This window comes from Pseudomonas sp. CLCA07 (assembly GCF_053615335.1).
In genome coordinates this window covers 2,331,373-2,346,639 of sequence record NZ_CM132131.1, presented here as the reverse complement: position 1 = coordinate 2,346,639, position 15,267 = coordinate 2,331,373, and the positions used below count along the sequence as shown (strand labels likewise).

At 58.9% G+C, this 15,267-nt stretch carries 10 protein-coding genes; 7 read left to right on the top strand and 3 right to left on the bottom strand.

The annotated features are described in order from the left end of the window. Window positions 1–418: 418 nt before the first annotated feature. Window positions 419–1,564, bottom strand: a complete 1,146-nt coding sequence (locus ACWGZX_RS10780; RefSeq protein WP_452628297.1) for a Fic family protein — start codon at window positions 1,562–1,564, stop codon at window positions 419–421. 277 nt (window positions 1,565–1,841) lie between these two features. Between ACWGZX_RS10780 and ACWGZX_RS10775 the strand changes: the two genes are divergently transcribed. From ACWGZX_RS10775 to ACWGZX_RS10750, 6 genes are read left to right on the top strand one after another with little or no spacing between them, the layout of a single operon-like run. Beyond that, a complete protein-coding gene (locus tag ACWGZX_RS10775; RefSeq protein ID WP_452628296.1) occupies window positions 1,842–2,633 on the top strand; it encodes a YfaP family protein in 792 nt (263 codons plus the stop codon). Window positions 2,634–2,669: 36 nt separating this feature from the next. Beyond that, a complete protein-coding gene (locus ACWGZX_RS10770; RefSeq protein WP_452628295.1) occupies window positions 2,670–4,382 on the top strand; it encodes a DUF2138 domain-containing protein in 1,713 nt (570 codons plus the stop codon). Beyond that, window positions 4,367–5,017: a DUF1175 domain-containing protein gene (locus ACWGZX_RS10765; RefSeq protein ID WP_452629003.1), complete on the top strand. Its 651-nt coding sequence runs from the start codon at window positions 4,367–4,369 to the stop codon at window positions 5,015–5,017. Before ACWGZX_RS10770 ends, ACWGZX_RS10765 begins: the two co-directional genes overlap by 16 nt. Beyond that, window positions 5,014–9,579, top strand: a complete 4,566-nt coding sequence (locus ACWGZX_RS10760) for an alpha-2-macroglobulin family protein (protein WP_452629002.1) — start codon at window positions 5,014–5,016, stop codon at window positions 9,577–9,579. The genes ACWGZX_RS10765 and ACWGZX_RS10760 overlap by 4 nt, the downstream gene beginning before the upstream one ends. A gap of 1 nt (window position 9,580) precedes the next feature. Then, entirely contained in the window at window positions 9,581–11,200 is a 1,620-nt protein-coding gene (locus tag ACWGZX_RS10755) for a DUF2300 domain-containing protein (protein WP_452628294.1), read from the top strand. A gap of 3 nt (window positions 11,201–11,203) precedes the next feature. After that, window positions 11,204–12,019, top strand: a complete 816-nt coding sequence (locus ACWGZX_RS10750) for a YfaP family protein (RefSeq protein ID WP_223521916.1) — start codon at window positions 11,204–11,206, stop codon at window positions 12,017–12,019. A gap of 56 nt (window positions 12,020–12,075) precedes the next feature. Here ACWGZX_RS10750 and ACWGZX_RS10745 read toward each other — a convergent pair whose 3' ends face one another. Beyond that, the gene (locus ACWGZX_RS10745; RefSeq protein WP_452628293.1) at window positions 12,076–13,041 is read right to left on the bottom strand and encodes an HAD family hydrolase; all 966 of its coding nucleotides are present in this window, start codon (window positions 13,039–13,041) and stop codon (window positions 12,076–12,078) included. A gap of 426 nt (window positions 13,042–13,467) precedes the next feature. Between ACWGZX_RS10745 and ACWGZX_RS10740 the strand changes: the two genes are divergently transcribed. After that, on the top strand, window positions 13,468–14,127 hold the full coding sequence (locus ACWGZX_RS10740; protein ID WP_452628292.1) for a MarC family protein: 660 nt from the start codon (window positions 13,468–13,470) through the stop codon (window positions 14,125–14,127). A gap of 305 nt (window positions 14,128–14,432) precedes the next feature. On the opposite strand, the gene ACWGZX_RS10735 is transcribed toward ACWGZX_RS10740, so the two are convergent. Continuing rightward, window positions 14,433–15,179: a S24 family peptidase gene (locus tag ACWGZX_RS10735; protein ID WP_452628291.1), complete on the bottom strand. Its 747-nt coding sequence runs from the start codon at window positions 15,177–15,179 to the stop codon at window positions 14,433–14,435. Window positions 15,180–15,267 lie beyond the last annotated feature (88 nt).

Here is a 15,267-nt window from a genome sequence, read left to right as displayed (position 1 = left end):
GGGCTGATCAAGAGTCATTGACAGAGTTCTGCCACCGGGGCGCTGAGCCGCCTCAACCCTTGCTGAAGAACATTGACCCCAGGTCAGACCGTCGCGGATAGATGCCTGAGCTGCTACCGGCCCTTGAGGCCTAAATGTAATAGGCATACCGCGAGCTCACCCAATGTTGGCCAGAAGCCGATGAAGGCTTCCTCGAATAGGCCTTATACATAGATGCAACCGGGTAGCAGTGTTCAAAAGCGGGTTGAAAGTGGGGGCGAGTCCATACATAGCAGCTGGCGAAGCCTGCGTCCGGCTGCGTAGCAGTCGTAAAACCATCACTCGCGGTCAATCAGGCATACCGTACAAGCAGCATTGACGACTGCTTCGCAGCCGAACGCAGGCTTCGCCAGCTGCTACAGATCGCATTACGGCTTGATTAATAGGTTGAGTCATCTGGATAGCGGACCTGATAGCGGGTGCTACGCCCACCACCGGGCAGGCGTTTCAGACAACCCTTCTCCAGCAACTCAGCCAAATGACGGGTCGCAGTGGCTTTCGATACTTTTGCCACAGCTTGATATTGAGCCGCGCTGATACCGTTTTCGAAACCTCGCTCTCCGCCATCCAGCAAGCGATTCAGTACCTTGATTTGCTCGGATGACAGTTTTGCGTCCCGATGCGCCTGCCAGAAGCGCGCCTTGCCCAGTACTGCTTCGATCCGTGTCATGGCCTGCTGCAAGCTGAGCAGCAAGGTTTGCAGAAACCATTCCAGCCACTCGGTAATGTCCGTGGAGCTTTTCTGGCTGGTTTCCAACACTCGGTAATAGCCGGAGCGATCCTCAAGGATGCTCGCCGACATGGCGTAAAAACGGATCGCTTGGGCTTCACCCTGAGCCAACGCCAAGTCGGTGATGGTTCGCGTGAGGCGACCGTTGCCGTCGTCAAAGGGGTGCAGGGTGACGAACCAGAAGTGCGCGATGCCGGCCCGCAACAATGGATCGAGCCCGCCTTGTCTCTGGCTGGTTTCAAACCAGGCGAGAAAACTATCGAGCTGTTGTTCAAGGCCAAGGCGGGGCGGTGCCTCGAAGTGGATGGTCGGTTTGTCGAGTCGTCCGGACACCACCTGCATCGGCTCATCGCCGCGCAATTCGCCGATATGAATCGACCGGGCGGCAACATTCATATCCTGATCCGGAAACAGCCATTGATGCCATGCCAGTAACCGCTCCATTGTCAGCGGTTGCGCAAAGTGCCGAGTCGCGTCGAGCATTAACTGCGCTAGCCCTTCACTGCGTTGACTGACTTTATCGCCATCGACCACCTCCAGACCCAGGCGTCGCGCCAGTGATGAGCGGACCGAGCCAACATTCAGCTGCTCACCCTCGATAGCTGAAGACGTCACGATGTTCTGCAATAACGCATCCAGTTCGTTCTGCACGCTGAGTGAGCCACCCACAGAACTGGCCATGCCCATCAACCGACCTTGCGCCTGCACGCACTCACGCAATAGCGGCGTCAGGCGTTCGGATTGCCAAGTGAAATTCGGCCAATCAGGCTGTTGCCAAATCCAGTGAGATGCCATGACCACGGATAACTCCAGAGTGAATGAGCCGAATAATAGCCTTATTCGGCTCATTTAGTGAGCCGAATAAGGTCGCTATTCGGCTCACGCACTCAAATGTTCGTGACTCGCACCGCAAATCAAGATGGATCCGATTGTTAAAAACTAGCCAAATCGCTACCCTCGCGCCTTCCAGGACCCATCCGTCACGGGTCTTTCTGACGAAACGCAGCTTTTGGATCTGTAACGCGCCGAGGATCGGGCGCAAGGTTTCGTTATGCATGGCAGGAGGCATCACATGCGTTCATTTCTTGTGCTGGCGATGGGGCTGGTCTGCGCGACTGCTGCCTGGGCAGAACCGACGGCTGAGCTGTCGGAACCGGTCGGCGGCTGGCGCTTTAGCGGTCTGCTCGACCGTAGCGAAAACCCGCAAGTTGCCTATCCCACGCCGCCCATCGACCGGGGTGTGCAGCGTAATCGCACGATGATCGAGGGCCAACTCAAGGCCATCGGCACTCAACGCGGACCGCACACGCTGGCGGTCAACGGTAATCCACTGAATCTGTACACCGACGACGAGGGGCGTTTCGCCCGGCCGTATGCCTTTGGCGCGGGTTCCAACAGCGTCGAAGTGCGCAGTGCCGAAGGCCAGTCGCTCAAGCGCGTTCAATTCTATGAAGCCAACAACCTGCGCACGCCGGCACGGATTCGCGTGGTGCTGGGTTGGGACGATCCGAAAGCCGAGCTCGACCTGCACATCATTACCCCGGACGGACAACATGCGTTTTGGGCTCACTCGGCGCTGACCAACGGCGGCGGGCTTGACCCGGACGGCGTCGATGGCCCCGGTCCGGAAATGTTCACCATGACCGCGCCGATGCATGGCACCTATCTGGTTTACGTGAACTATTGGGGCAACTTCGGCAGCGGCGGCTATAACTTCGAGGAGGCCAGCAACCAGAACGAGGTCATCACCTCGCAGATCAACCTGGTGCTGAACGAAAACACCGTCGACGAAAAACGCGAGACCTTCATCGTGCCCTTGCGCGCGATCGGTGACCTGCTGCTGGTCAAGACTTTCAACTATTAAGCATCCCGCACCACGGATGAATTGGGCGTTGTGAACATGAGCGAAAAGACTGTTTCCCCGGCCGCTGACGCACCTGCTGCCAAAGCTATCCGCCGTTTGCCGGCGCTGCTGGTCGGGCTGTGCCTGGTGGCTGGCGTGGCGGGTGGGTTGTGGTGGTTCATGCACAAACCCAAAGCGCCACCGGCGGAGTTGGCTAGCGACAAACTGGGCATGAGCCGGCCGGACGGTCTGCTCGAAACCCATTCCTTGAGTCAATTGCCCAAGGACTTGCTGACGGTGCCGTTTCTCAAGGAAACCCTGACTGAAGATTTCGTCTTCTATTACGAAACGCATGTCGATCGCCTCGGCTTGATCGGCAGTCTGCGACGGATCATTTACGAGCATGACCTGAAATTGCAGGACAGCCTGATCGAGCAACTCTTCGATCAACCGGCCGATGTGGCGCTGTGGCGCGGGGCGGATGGCCGGCTCAAGGATTTCCTGTTGGTGATGGATCGCGGTGGCCTGGCCAAGGTCTTGGAGCCGTTGGCCAAAGTGGCGCTGGATGATTCGCAGTTGACCAAGCTCAGTGATGTGAAAGTCGGCGCCGACGACGTGACGCTTTATCAGCTCACCTACAACAACAGCAAAGCGCTGGTGTTCGCTTCCCATGGCGACAAGTTGGTGGTGCTGTCCAATCCCTCCAAACTCTACGACCCAAGTAACGGCGCGGCGGAAGAGCCGGGCAGTGTTTCGACGCTGGCGCTGGCGGCCCTGCTGAACGGCGACAAACTGTTTCCCGAAGCCTTCGGCCTGCCACCGCGCACACCGGAAGTGAAGCAACGCCTGTCGGTCCACTCCAGCGTCTTGGCCATGGGTTACCAGCGCTTCATCCCGAACTTCGCCGGGCTGCGCTTCGACATGGATGACAAGGGCTGGCACAGCTTCCTCGCCATGGACGAACTGGACAACCAGCCGGACTTCGATTTCAAACCAATCTGGCAAGCCATGCCGATGGGCGCCAGCGCTTGCGTCGCCTTGCCCCTCGCCGCCGAACAACAGAAACCACTGCTGGTGAAACTCGGCGCCGAAGAAACCGTGGCCCAGGCCCTGGCCGAACACATGGCTGGTGCCGCCGGCCTGTGCTGGTATGCCGACTCGCGTCTCTACACACCGTTGCTGGTGGCCAGCCTGAACGACAAGGGCAGCGCCAAACTCGACGCTGATTTGGGCACTCTGTTCGGCTCGATGGTCGGTGCCTTTGAGCCCAACGTCGATGAACACGCGTTCCCGGTAGTCGAGAAACAAACAGATCAAACCCACCAATGGCTGCGTCAGGTCAGCTCCAATTTCGGCCCTTACAAAGCCAAGGACGCCGAAGATCCGGATGCTATTTCCGGCAAGGCCTTCATGAAAGTCAGCCTGGCGCGTCACGGCTCGACGCTGTTGTTCTCCCTCGACGACAAACTCGTGGACAAGGCCCTCGGCACCCTCGACAAACGCTTCCCGCCGATGGCCGACGTGGTGCCAAAAGACCTGCTGATGCCGTTCTACTTCGGCCCGGAGTCCATGGCGCAACTGATGCAACAGGAAACCCTCGACAGCCTGCCGCAGGACATGGAACCGGTGTTTTACAACGCCGCGCAAACCTACCTGATCCCGAAACTGCGCAAGCTCGGTGGCTATGGAAAATACGCCCTGACCTTGCCCGAAGGCAGTGAACCCGACGGCCACTGGCAATGGCTGCCGCTGCAATGGAAAACCCTGTGACCGCACTCATCCGAGGCCTCGGCTTGCTGGCCATGTTGCTGGGCAGTCGCGCGTTTGCCACTGAAGCGCCACCGCTCGACGTGCAGCAATCCCAGGTGTTTCGCGCCTGGTTCGTGCGCATCGCCCAGGAACAACTGACCCAAGGCCCGAGCCCGCGCTGGTATCAGCAGGACTGCGCGGGACTGGTGCGGTTCGCCGCCAACGAAGCGTTGAAAGTCCACGACGACAAATGGCTGCGCAGCAACGGCCTGTCCAATCGCTACCTGCCGCCGGAACTGCAATTGAGCGAGGCGCAACGTGGTCTCGCGCAGCAATGGCAGCAGGGCGGCGGCAAGGTCGGGCCATACGTCAACGCGATCAAACTGATTCAGTTCAACAGCCATCTGGTTAGCCGTGATGTGGCGCAAGCCCGGCCCGGCGACCTGATGTTTTTCGATCAGGGCGACGACCAGCACCTGATGATCTGGATGGGCCGCTACATCGCCTATCACACCGGCACCACCACCCCCACTGACAACGGCATGCGTTCGGCAAGCCTGCAGCAACTCATGACATGGAAGGACACCCGATGGATACCCGACGTAGCCAACCCCAACTTCATCGGCGTCTATCGATTGAACTTTCTCTCCCAATGATCGGTGCCTGCATGTTGCGTTTTCTGCCTCTGCTGTTGGTCTTGATGCTGCCTTTTTCGGCGGTCAACGCCGAAGACACCGTCGAGCCGAGCGGCTATACGCCGGTGGCTGGTGAAAGCTTTTTCCTGCTGGCCGACAGCAGTTTCGCCAGCGATGAACAGGCGATGGTGCGCCTCGAAGCACCGGGCCGTGACTATCGCCGGTTTCGCATGGAGCCTTACGGCGGCGCCGACATTCGTGTGTACCGCATCGACAAGCCGCTGGATTTTCTCAAACGCCAGAAGAACCTGCACCGCGTCGTCAGCGATGGCCAGTTCAAAGGTGAAGGTCTGTCGAACACGCTCGCGTACCTGTGGGACAACTGGTACCGAAAATCCCGTCGCGTGATGCAGCGGGCGTTTTCCTACGAGTCCCGCCAACAAGTCACCGAGGCAGTGCCGGAACTGAAGATGGGCACCGCGATTGCCGCGCCAACGCCTTACGACGCCCAGCCGCAATTCGCACTGATTCCGGGCCTGCCGGTGGTCAGTCAATTCCGTTATCCGCTGTGGCAAGCCAAACCGATCCAGCCGCCTGAGGGTGTGAACCTGGCGGGTTCTTCCAGCGAGTTCGTCAGCGTCGCGCCGGGCAATGTGTACATCCCGTTGGGCAACCTGAAACCGGGTCTGTACCTGGTAGAAGCGCTGATCGGCAAGTACCGCGCGACCACTATGGTCTTCGTTTCCAACACCGTAGCCGTGAGTAAGATTGCCGGTGATGAGCTGGTGGTCTGGGCTGCACGCAAACACGAAGGCAGTTCGGTGTCGAAGGTCAATGTGCTGTGGACCGATGGCCTCGGCGTGATGAACAGCGGCGCCACCGATACCGATGGTTTGCTGCGTCTGAAACACGTCAGCCCCGAGCGTTCTTTCGTGATTGGCGAGGACGAAGAGGGCGGGGTGTTTGTCTCCGAGAACTTCTATTACGACAGCGAAATCTACGACACCAAACTCTACGCCTTCACCGACCGACCGCTGTACCGGCCGGGGGATTGGGTGTCGCTGAAAATCGTCGGGCGCGAATTCAAGAATGCGCGTGATTCGGTGGCGCCGACCGCAGCCGACGTCAACGTGACCGTGCTCGATGCCACTGGTACTGCGCTGCAATCGCTGGCGTTGAAACTCGATTCCAAGGCGGGCACCCAAGGTCGTTTCCAGTTGCCGGACAATGCGGTGGCGGGCGGTTATGAACTGCGTTTCAGCTACAAGGATCAGACCTACAGCAGTGCGTTCCGCGTGGCTGAATACATCAAGCCGCACTTCGAAATTTCGCTGAACCTGGCCAAGCAGGATTACCGCACTGGCGAACCGGTCAAGGGCAGCCTGGTGTTGCTATACCCGGACGGTAAACCGGTGGCCAACGCCAAGTTGAGCTTGAGCCTGCGCGCCCAGCAACTGTCGATGGTCGACAACGAACTGCAATACCTCGGGCAATTCCCGGTGGAGCTGACCAGCACCGAACTGACCACTGATTCCAAAGGCAACGCGACCCTCGACCTGCCGGCCGCCGAGAAGCCGAGCCGCTACATGCTCACCGTGTTTGCCAGCGATGGCGCGGCGTATCGGGTCAAGACCACCAAGGAGATTCTCATTGACCGTGGTGCCGCGAGTTTCAGCTTGAGTGCGCCGCAACGCTTCAGTGCGGTGGGCGACAAAGTCATTTTCAGCTATCAAAACGAAGGCGCCAACGAGCAGAGCAAAACCGTCACGCCGAGCAGCTACGGCTGGGTGCGTCTGGAAGACCAGAGCAGCGGCGACGGCAAACTTGCCGCGAAGGACAAAGGTTTCACCGTGGCCTTCGACCGTCCGGGCACTTACAACCTGACGTTGAAGGATGACCATGGCCACGTGATTGGCGCGACCGGTCATTCGGTCACCGGCGATGGCGTCAAAGCCGTGCCGGGCACCGTGGAAATTGTCCTCGATAAACCGGAGTACAAAGCGGGCGATGAAGCCTTGGCGTTGATCACTTTCCCGGAACCAATCAGCGATGCGCTGCTGTCGCTGGAGCGCGACAAGATCGAGGCTACGGCGCTGCTGTCCAAGGGCGGCGACTGGCTGAAGATGGAAAAACTCAGCGACACCCAATACCGCGCGCGCATCCCGGTGAAGGACAATTTCGCGCCGAACCTGACCTTCTCCGTGCTCTACACCAAGGGCGGTCAGTACAGCTTCCAGAACGCCGGCATCAAGGTGATTGCGCCGCAAATCGACGTGGCCATCGCCACCGATAAAGAGGCGTACCAACCGGGCGATACCGTGTCGGTCGACCTGACCACACAGTTCGCTGGCAAGCCGATTCCGGCGCACCTGACGGTCAGCGTGGTCGACGAAATGGTCTACGCGTTGCAACCGGAAGTCGCGCCGACCATCGACCAGTTCTTCTACCACCCACGCCGCAACAACGTGCGCACCAGCGCCAGTCTGTCGTTCATCAGCTACGACGTGGCGTTGCCGGGCAGCCCGGGCGCGCCGGGCAAAGCCAACCGCAGCGAGCGGGGGGTGAAAGTGCTGGAGCGGCCACGTCGTGAAGACGTCGACACCGCCGCGTGGCAGCCGGAATTGATCACCGATGCCAACGGCAAAACCCGCTTCACCTTCAAGATGCCGGACTCGCTGACCCGCTGGCGCATCACCGCCCGAGCCATCGCCGATGACGGTCAGGTCGGGCAGAAGAAGCAATTCGTGCGCTCGGAAAAACCGCTGTACCTGAAGTGGAGCGGGCCGACCAAATTCCGTAGCGGCGACAAGCCGGCTCTTGGGGTGTTTGCCTTCAGTCAGGCCGAAAAACCGGTCAAGGCTGAGTTGGTGATTCACTACGGCGGTGCCGATCAGCGTGTGCCGGTGATTCTGAACAACGGCATCAACTACATTGCGTTGCCTGAGTTTTCGTTGGCCAGTGGTGAGTGGACTGCCGAACTGGTGCAGGATGGCAAAACCGCTGACGCGCTGGCCGTGCGCCTGACCGCGACCGGTGAAGGTTGGCAGGTTACGCAAAGCCAAAGTCTGGACGTGGCCAGCGGCGATACACCGCTGAGCTTGCCGGCGGACGCGACGGATATTCGCCTGCGTCTGGATGACAGCCCGCAAGCGCTGTTCCGTTCGGCGCTTGATGATTTGCTCAGTTATCCATACGGCGGCGTTGAACAAACCGCCAGTCGTTTGCTGCCGCTGAGCATTGCGTATCCAACCTTGGCGTCGAACCCGCAAATCCGCGATCGCTTACGCCTGATCATGCAAAACAGCCGCTTGCGACTGGTGCAAATGGCCGGGCCTTCCGCGAGCTTCACGTGGTGGGGCATGGACGGTGAGCCGGATGCCTTCCTCACGGCTTACGCCTATTACGCCGACTGGAACGCCAGCAAGGTGCTGGAGCTGAACCTGCCGTCGGAGCATTGGCAGCGGGTGCTGGAGGTGTATTCGAAGCAGGCCAAAAACACCCCGCTGTTGCAGCGCGCGCTGATTCTTTCGTTCGCCAAACAGATGCAATTGCCGGTGAACACCTTGCTCAGTGGTTTAATGGACGACCTGGCGAAAGCGGGCGAGGGTAACGCCGCGAACCTGATGGAGGACGGTGCAGACAGCCTCGTGATGAGTGATCCGGATTCGGCGCTCGGCCTGGCGGCCGCACGTGTGTTGACCGCCTCGTTGGCCAAGCAGTCGAAGGTCAATCTGCCAGACACGTTCAATCGCCAACTGGCGGACGCGCAACAGCGTCTGGCCGTCAGTTCGCAGCCGTTTGCCGAAGCCTTGAACCTGTCGCTGCAGGCCTTCGATCCGGCTCACGCGCAAGCCTTGTTGCAACGCTTGCTGCCGCAGCAATCGACGCTGGAACGCGCCTTGGCGCTGACCTGGTTGCAACGCAGCATCGAGCAGGCTTCGCCCACCATCGCATTGGCGCCGGGTGAAGGCTGGAAGAAAGAACACGGTGATACCGGTGAGATGTATTGGACGTGGCAGGGTGTTTCGCCAGTGCCAGCCGTGTTGTCGTTGGCTGGGACGCAGGAACGGCCATTGCGTGCCGCGTTGAGCTACCAGACCAAACAACCGCCGGTCGATCCGATGGCCGTGTCCATCACTCGTCGTTTGTCTCGATTGGTGCCGGGTGACGAAGCCTTCACCTTCAAACTCGAAGCGGTTGGCGCCCGGCCATTGTCCAGCGACAGTCTGTATCTGGACGAAGTGATCATCACCAGCAAAGCCGCGAAACCGCTGCGTTACGGCATGCTCGAAGTGCCGCTGCCGCCGGGTGCCGATGTCGAGCGCACCACGTGGGGCATCAAGTTGATGGGCAAGGCTGGCACCGAACCGACGGCGCTGGAGAAGGCGCGTTTCGAGCCGGGGCAAATGGCTTACGCGATTCCGGTGGATGCCTTGAGCGGTGAGTTGCGCTTGCGTCACTTGGTGCGCTTTTCGCAGAAGGGGCAGTTCAATTTGCCACCGGTGCGTTTCACTCAGGTTTATGCGCCGCAACATCAGGCGCAGGAACAGAAGCCGGCCCTGGGCCAGGTCACGGTCAACTGACATGCCCCGGCCTCTGGTCTGGTTGCTGCTGTGTTTGATTCCTGCCCTGGCGACAGCGCAGGACGAACCGCTGCGGCTGGGTTTCAAGGGCGAACTACTGTCGTTGAACCGGACTCAGGTGATTTCACGCGAACCGTTGCCTGCTGATTTTCAGGCGCCTTTAGGTAGTTTGTGGAAGTTGTTTGTGTACGGTTGGCTGGTGGAAACCGGCGCTCAAGAATCGCCTTATGAATGTCGCGGGCAGTCAAAAGAAGAAGTTTATTGCTGCACGGCCGGCGGCAAAATTGAGCGCGATCAGGCGTTGGTGAAATCGTGTGGCTTGTACTTTGAACCGGCGCGATTGGGCATCACCGACGCTGACTGGCGCACGTATTGGCAAGCGCGACAGGCACCGGAGTGGTTACTGGATTTGCCCTCATTAAAGCCCTCTGCGCGAGTTTCCGTGGCTGAATTGCTCAAGGTGCTGGCCGGGATGCCGGCTCAGGATCAGGCGCGACGGGTGTTGCTGGACGTGGTGCTGAATGCCGCCGACGGCAATGTCGTGGGCGAGCTCGGTGGCCGGTTGCGGGTGAAAACCTGGAGCTGGCTGGGGGATCAGGACCCGTCGTCACGTCAGGGCGGGTTTGCCGGTTGGACGGCGGATGGCACGCCGATCTGGGCCGGTGGGCGCGGGACCAGTCAAATGGTGCTTCGTCATTACGGTGAGGCGTTAGCCTCCGCGTTGCCGACTGACTGGCCTGCGGATACCGGGCGTTGTGTCGAAGTCGGGTTGTTTTCTCGCTATCCGATCGAGCGCGTTCTGACGGGGGATCGTGTGGTTTCTTCCGGGCCATTGCAGGGCGACTATCGCGTTGAATTCAGCAACGGCAACCAGCTCGATATCCACAGCGACGGCGAACTCTTTTTGTTGAAGGACAAGCTCGTCGCCCGCCTGGACCGCGAAGAATACGTCGCCCGCGTCCTCCAGCGCGAAGCCAAACCCGAACCCGCTGAAGCCGCCAAAGCCCTGGCCGTCGCCATCCGCACCTATCTGCTGCAAAACGCCACCCGCAATGGCGACTGCCTGAGCATCGACGACAGCAGCAGCCGCCAACGCGTCGCCCCGCGTCCGGCCACTAACGAAGCACGCAACATCGCCGCCTGGACCAGCGACCTCGTATTGGCCGGCAGCACCGTCACCTACCACTCCGACCAACCTGGCCCGGACAAACTCTCTTGGCAGCAAGCCGTCGAACAAGCCAACGCCGGCCAACGCTTCGACGCTATCCTGCTGCACGCCTACCCGCGCGCCAGCCTCAGCCGCTGGGACAACCCTGTCGCCTCCTGCGAAGCACTGCCCGCCGCGCAAGACTGGCTGCAAACCCAGCGCCGCAGCTGGCGCCAACGTCTCGAAAGCGAAGTCGGATACAACGAAGTCAGCACCTTCGCCGTCTGCCGCCTGGCCTTCGGCCGCCCCTATGTCGACCGCGAACGCCAGCGCATCTACGTGCGCGGCCTGCTGTCGCTGCAAGACCGCCTCGACCTGACCCACGAATACCTGCACCTGGCCTTCGAAGCACACCCCAACGGCCAGGATGAAACCTACATCGAAGGGCTCGCCCGCCACCTCTTGCTGGAATAGGCCATGAAACTCCGTTATCCACAGGTCATCCTGTTCCTTTGTTCTTTTTGCGCACTGCCGCCGATTTTCGCCGCCGACGCCGCCGTCAAACTCGACACCCCCGTCGGTGGCTGGCGTACCGGCGCGGTTGAGGGCGAAGGCGAAAACTTCCGTCAGACCGTCAATTATCCCGCTTCGTCGGTTAACACTCCGGTGGGGCAGGCCAACACTGCGCGCATCAGCGGTCAGATAAAATCCACGCCCAAATCGGCGGAGCCTGGTCGACTGATCGTCAACGGCGTGAGCATGCCGCTGAAAATCGATTCGGCGGGCCGCTTTGATCGCCCGTTCTCGTTTCCCAATGGCAGCAACAGCGTTGAAGTGCGCAGCCCTGATGGCCAGCAGCGGCATCGCACGCAATTTCTCAATGCCAGTGGCGGTGCCACACCAGCCAAGTTACGGGTGTTGCTTTCCTGGGACAGCGATAACACGGATCTGGACTTGCACCTGATTACGCCGGAGGGGGCGCACATCTGGTACGGGGATCGTGTTGCGCCCAATGGTGCGGCGCTGGATGTTGATGTGACGACTGGGTATGGCCCGGAAATTTTCGCCATGCCTGCGCCGATCAAGGGGCAGTATCTGGTGTATGTGAACTACTTTGGCGGTGGCTATCGCAGTGACGATGAGGGGCAGGAGGATGCGGTTCAACCGCTGACAACGGCGCAGGTGACGGTGATTACCGAGGAAGGGACTCCAAGCGAGAAAATGGAGACGTTTCTGGTGCCGATGCGGGCCGTGGGAGAACTGACGCTGGTGAAATCGTTCAGCTATCCATGAGGAAGTGATTGTCCAACGGGCTGCTGGACAATCACCAATTCAACGACAGCTGCGTTTCACTCGAATGCAAAAATTTTCTTCCAGTCCTTTTTCATGCTGATCACAGTCCAGCCTTCATTGGTCGCCTGGTTATACAACGACTCGGTAAAGGTGCCCACTTTGGTATCCGGTAATCCTTGCGCCGGGCCATAGGCGTACTCGCGATCAGCGTCGTCATGGAGCACCAACATCGCCAGTCGCGCACCCTTGCCGGCTTTGGTGTACTCCAGCATTTGCTTGTCACCGGTGGAATTACCGAAAGCTGCTTGAGGCTGACGGCCGACCATCAGGTAAATGTTCTCTGCCTTACCCGCATCGTTGTCATTGAGCAGTATCTTGGGCAGCTTGATCAGCTCGGGTTTGCCGCTTTTGTCGTAGCCATATTCGGTGGCCCCGGCACTGCCGACTACCTGTTCGGGAGGCACACCATAGACTTCTTCGGCATAAGCGCGAACGAAGTCCTGACCGCCGCCGGTGACGATGTAAGTTTTGTAGCCGTTGTCACGCAGGTATTGCATGACTTCCTTCATCGGCTTGTAGGTCAGCTCGGTAAAAGGGCGCTTCCAGCGAGGGTCACGGGCTTTGGCCAGCCAGGCTTGGACTTGCTGCTTGAACTCATCCGTGGGCATGCCGCTCAGGGTCACCATGGCAATTTTAAGGTAATCATCAAGGGTCAGTTTCGCCATGGCGGCACGGTCCCCCGACAGCACTGTCTTGAAGGGTTCTAATTTAGCCAGTTCTGGCCTTGCCTCGACCGCGGCAGGTACGCGACTCAGACAATAGAACAATTGGCTATAGGCAGGGTGTTCAACCCACAAGGTGCCGTCCTGGTCGAAGGTTGCGATGCGCTCGGCCTGTGGTACGAACTGAGCACCGCCTTCCTGGGTGGTCGCCTTGACGAATTCTACGATGGCTTGCTTGGCCGGCCCTTCATTCCAGGAAGGCAGCGGGTCGGCAGCGAACACCACCGTCGAAGCAATCAAACTCAGCCCCAGTACCGCAAGGGGGGACCCGAAACGTCGTCTGACATGACCGTCAGTACGGTTCGCAGATATGAGGGAGCTCCAAGTACGCTGCACCAAAATCATGAATTTCATGATGATTACCCATGGTTGGACTGGTAAATCGTTGGTGGTTACATGGCTGCTCACTTTGACTATGACTGCAGCAGTCAGTTGGGAATCCAGTGTAGATGGTTTGGTAATAGTTGCTATTCAGAGCGGTTCCGCCCCCCTGGTGCCGTTTGTAGGCTAGTTTTACCGGTGTCTGGACGCCACGCACCTCAGCGATATGGTCAGTGACGATGGAGTTCAACGCTGCCAGTCCCGGCGTCAGAGCGAGTCCCTGGCGAGCTCATCGCTTCCCATCCGCTATGGTGATGTAAAACTGTCTGTTATCGAGGGTGCGCCATGAACTCATATTTCACGTTGTTTATCGGTATGTTCACTACGTTACTGGCCATCATCAATCCCTTGGAGGCTATCCCCGTGTTCCTTGGTATGTTGCAAGGCAAGGACATTACCGAGCTCCGCCGGGTGGCACGTAAAGCTTGCATCTATGCCTTACTGCTGATGTTTTTTTTCCTGATTTTCGGCAACTTGCTACTGCGCCTGTTCGAAGTACCACTGAGTATGATTCGGGTGGTCGGCGGGATAATTCTGATGCGTATCGGTTTTGAACTTTTCGCACCCTCACCTAACAGCAGCCTGATTCCCACTAGCCATGACTCTAATCAGGATGTGTCCTTCATCCCCATGGCCATGCCAATCATGTTTGGCCCCGGTGCGATTGCCACCGTGATCGGATTGACCAGTACCATCAAGGAAGCCGATCGGGTCGTAATATCTTTCGCCGTGGTGGCGCTGGCCATCTGCGCCACCATGTTCACCACCTATTTGTCACTGGCCTACGCTCAAGTCATCCTCAAGACAATCGGCCCGCAAGGTATCGATGCCGCCACCCGAATTGTCGGTTTCTTCGTCTCTGCCATGGGGGTCGGCCTGATATTCCACGGCACGGTGGAGTTTCTGCAATCGTATGGGGTGCTGCTCCATGGCGGAGCGGGGTAGGGCTGCGGCGTGATCGTGATCTGCGGGGAAGGGGGGACTTCGTGCGAGGCCAGTAATTACGTGGCTTTCAGGCATTAAAAAGCCGGCTTGTGGCCGGCTTCTCGGGGACTGGCTTGGATCATTTTTGGTAAACCGCGCCAGCCTTCAAAACGTACACCCGGATCTTGCGTCCGGCTGTGGGACTTGGCGAGAAAATCATCTGCCGTGTCGGTGCGATCTGAGCCGCCAGGCGGGTCGATACGCAAATGTGGGGCGCAGCATACTGATTTTTTTGGGAAATTCCCAGTGTGGTGTGCTGCGCGGTGTTACAGAAACGGCACCGCCGGCCGGCGTTTGTTAAGCGTCGACCACCAGAACACCCATCCCAACACACTGATGTTCTGCTTCTCAATCTGCTCGGCACTAAGGATCTCATCCGGGTGCTCGGTTTTGTTGTAACTGCGCAATCTCAATGCATTGCCCGGCATCCGGTGCAGGTATTTGATTCGCAGCATCCCGTCATGATCGATGGCGTAAATCTCCCCATCAATCACCGTGGTCAGCCCACGGTCGATGGCCAGTGTGGAGCCATCTTCAATCCTCGCGCCCATGCCGTTACCGAGCATGTGAACGCAGAACACATCCGCATGATTGATTTCCAGGGAGTCGAGGTGGCTTTTGGGTAGTCGGATGAATTGGCCGGTGTCTTCCACGATATGGGTTTTATTGGACCCCGGGGCGATGGGCATTTCTTTGTAGAAGGGCAGTTCGACATCCGTCGGCTCGATGACCGTGTAGATGCCACGAATGGCCTGGGCGTCGAAGGTGTTGCCAGACTCGCCGAGCAGATGCAGGTGTTTGGCGTCTTCCGGGCCTTCGCCGGTTTTGAGCCAGTGGCTGTTTACCGAGAGTAATCTGGCGACCTCTTCCATGCGGTAGGCGGGCACACCGCGGGTGTACCAGTTGTGGATGTTTTGTGCTTCCGTGTCGAAAAACGCAGCAAATCCTGTCGTCGTGATGTTCGCTTTTTCGAGGAGTGCTTTGAACCGGGGGCCGCTAGTGTTCTTTTTCATAAACACGAGTCTACGGGCGCAGGGCGGGGCTTTGAATAAACGAAGCGTTCAAATTTCGAGGGAAATTTACGACCGGATGTAAGACGTA

Coding starts and splice junctions, on each gene's coding strand:
- ACWGZX_RS10780 (WP_452628297.1), bottom strand. CDS start 1,564: ATGGCATCTCACTGGATTTGGCAACAGCCTGATTGGCCGAATTTCACT.
- ACWGZX_RS10775 (WP_452628296.1), top strand. CDS start 1,842: ATGCGTTCATTTCTTGTGCTGGCGATGGGGCTGGTCTGCGCGACTGCT.
- ACWGZX_RS10770 (WP_452628295.1), top strand. CDS start 2,670: ATGAGCGAAAAGACTGTTTCCCCGGCCGCTGACGCACCTGCTGCCAAA.
- ACWGZX_RS10765 (WP_452629003.1), top strand. CDS start 4,367: ATGGAAAACCCTGTGACCGCACTCATCCGAGGCCTCGGCTTGCTGGCC.
- ACWGZX_RS10760 (WP_452629002.1), top strand. CDS start 5,014: ATGATCGGTGCCTGCATGTTGCGTTTTCTGCCTCTGCTGTTGGTCTTG.
- ACWGZX_RS10755 (WP_452628294.1), top strand. CDS start 9,581: ATGCCCCGGCCTCTGGTCTGGTTGCTGCTGTGTTTGATTCCTGCCCTG.
- ACWGZX_RS10750 (WP_223521916.1), top strand. CDS start 11,204: ATGAAACTCCGTTATCCACAGGTCATCCTGTTCCTTTGTTCTTTTTGC.
- ACWGZX_RS10740 (WP_452628292.1), top strand. CDS start 13,468: ATGAACTCATATTTCACGTTGTTTATCGGTATGTTCACTACGTTACTG.
- ACWGZX_RS10735 (WP_452628291.1), bottom strand. CDS start 15,179: ATGAAAAAGAACACTAGCGGCCCCCGGTTCAAAGCACTCCTCGAAAAA.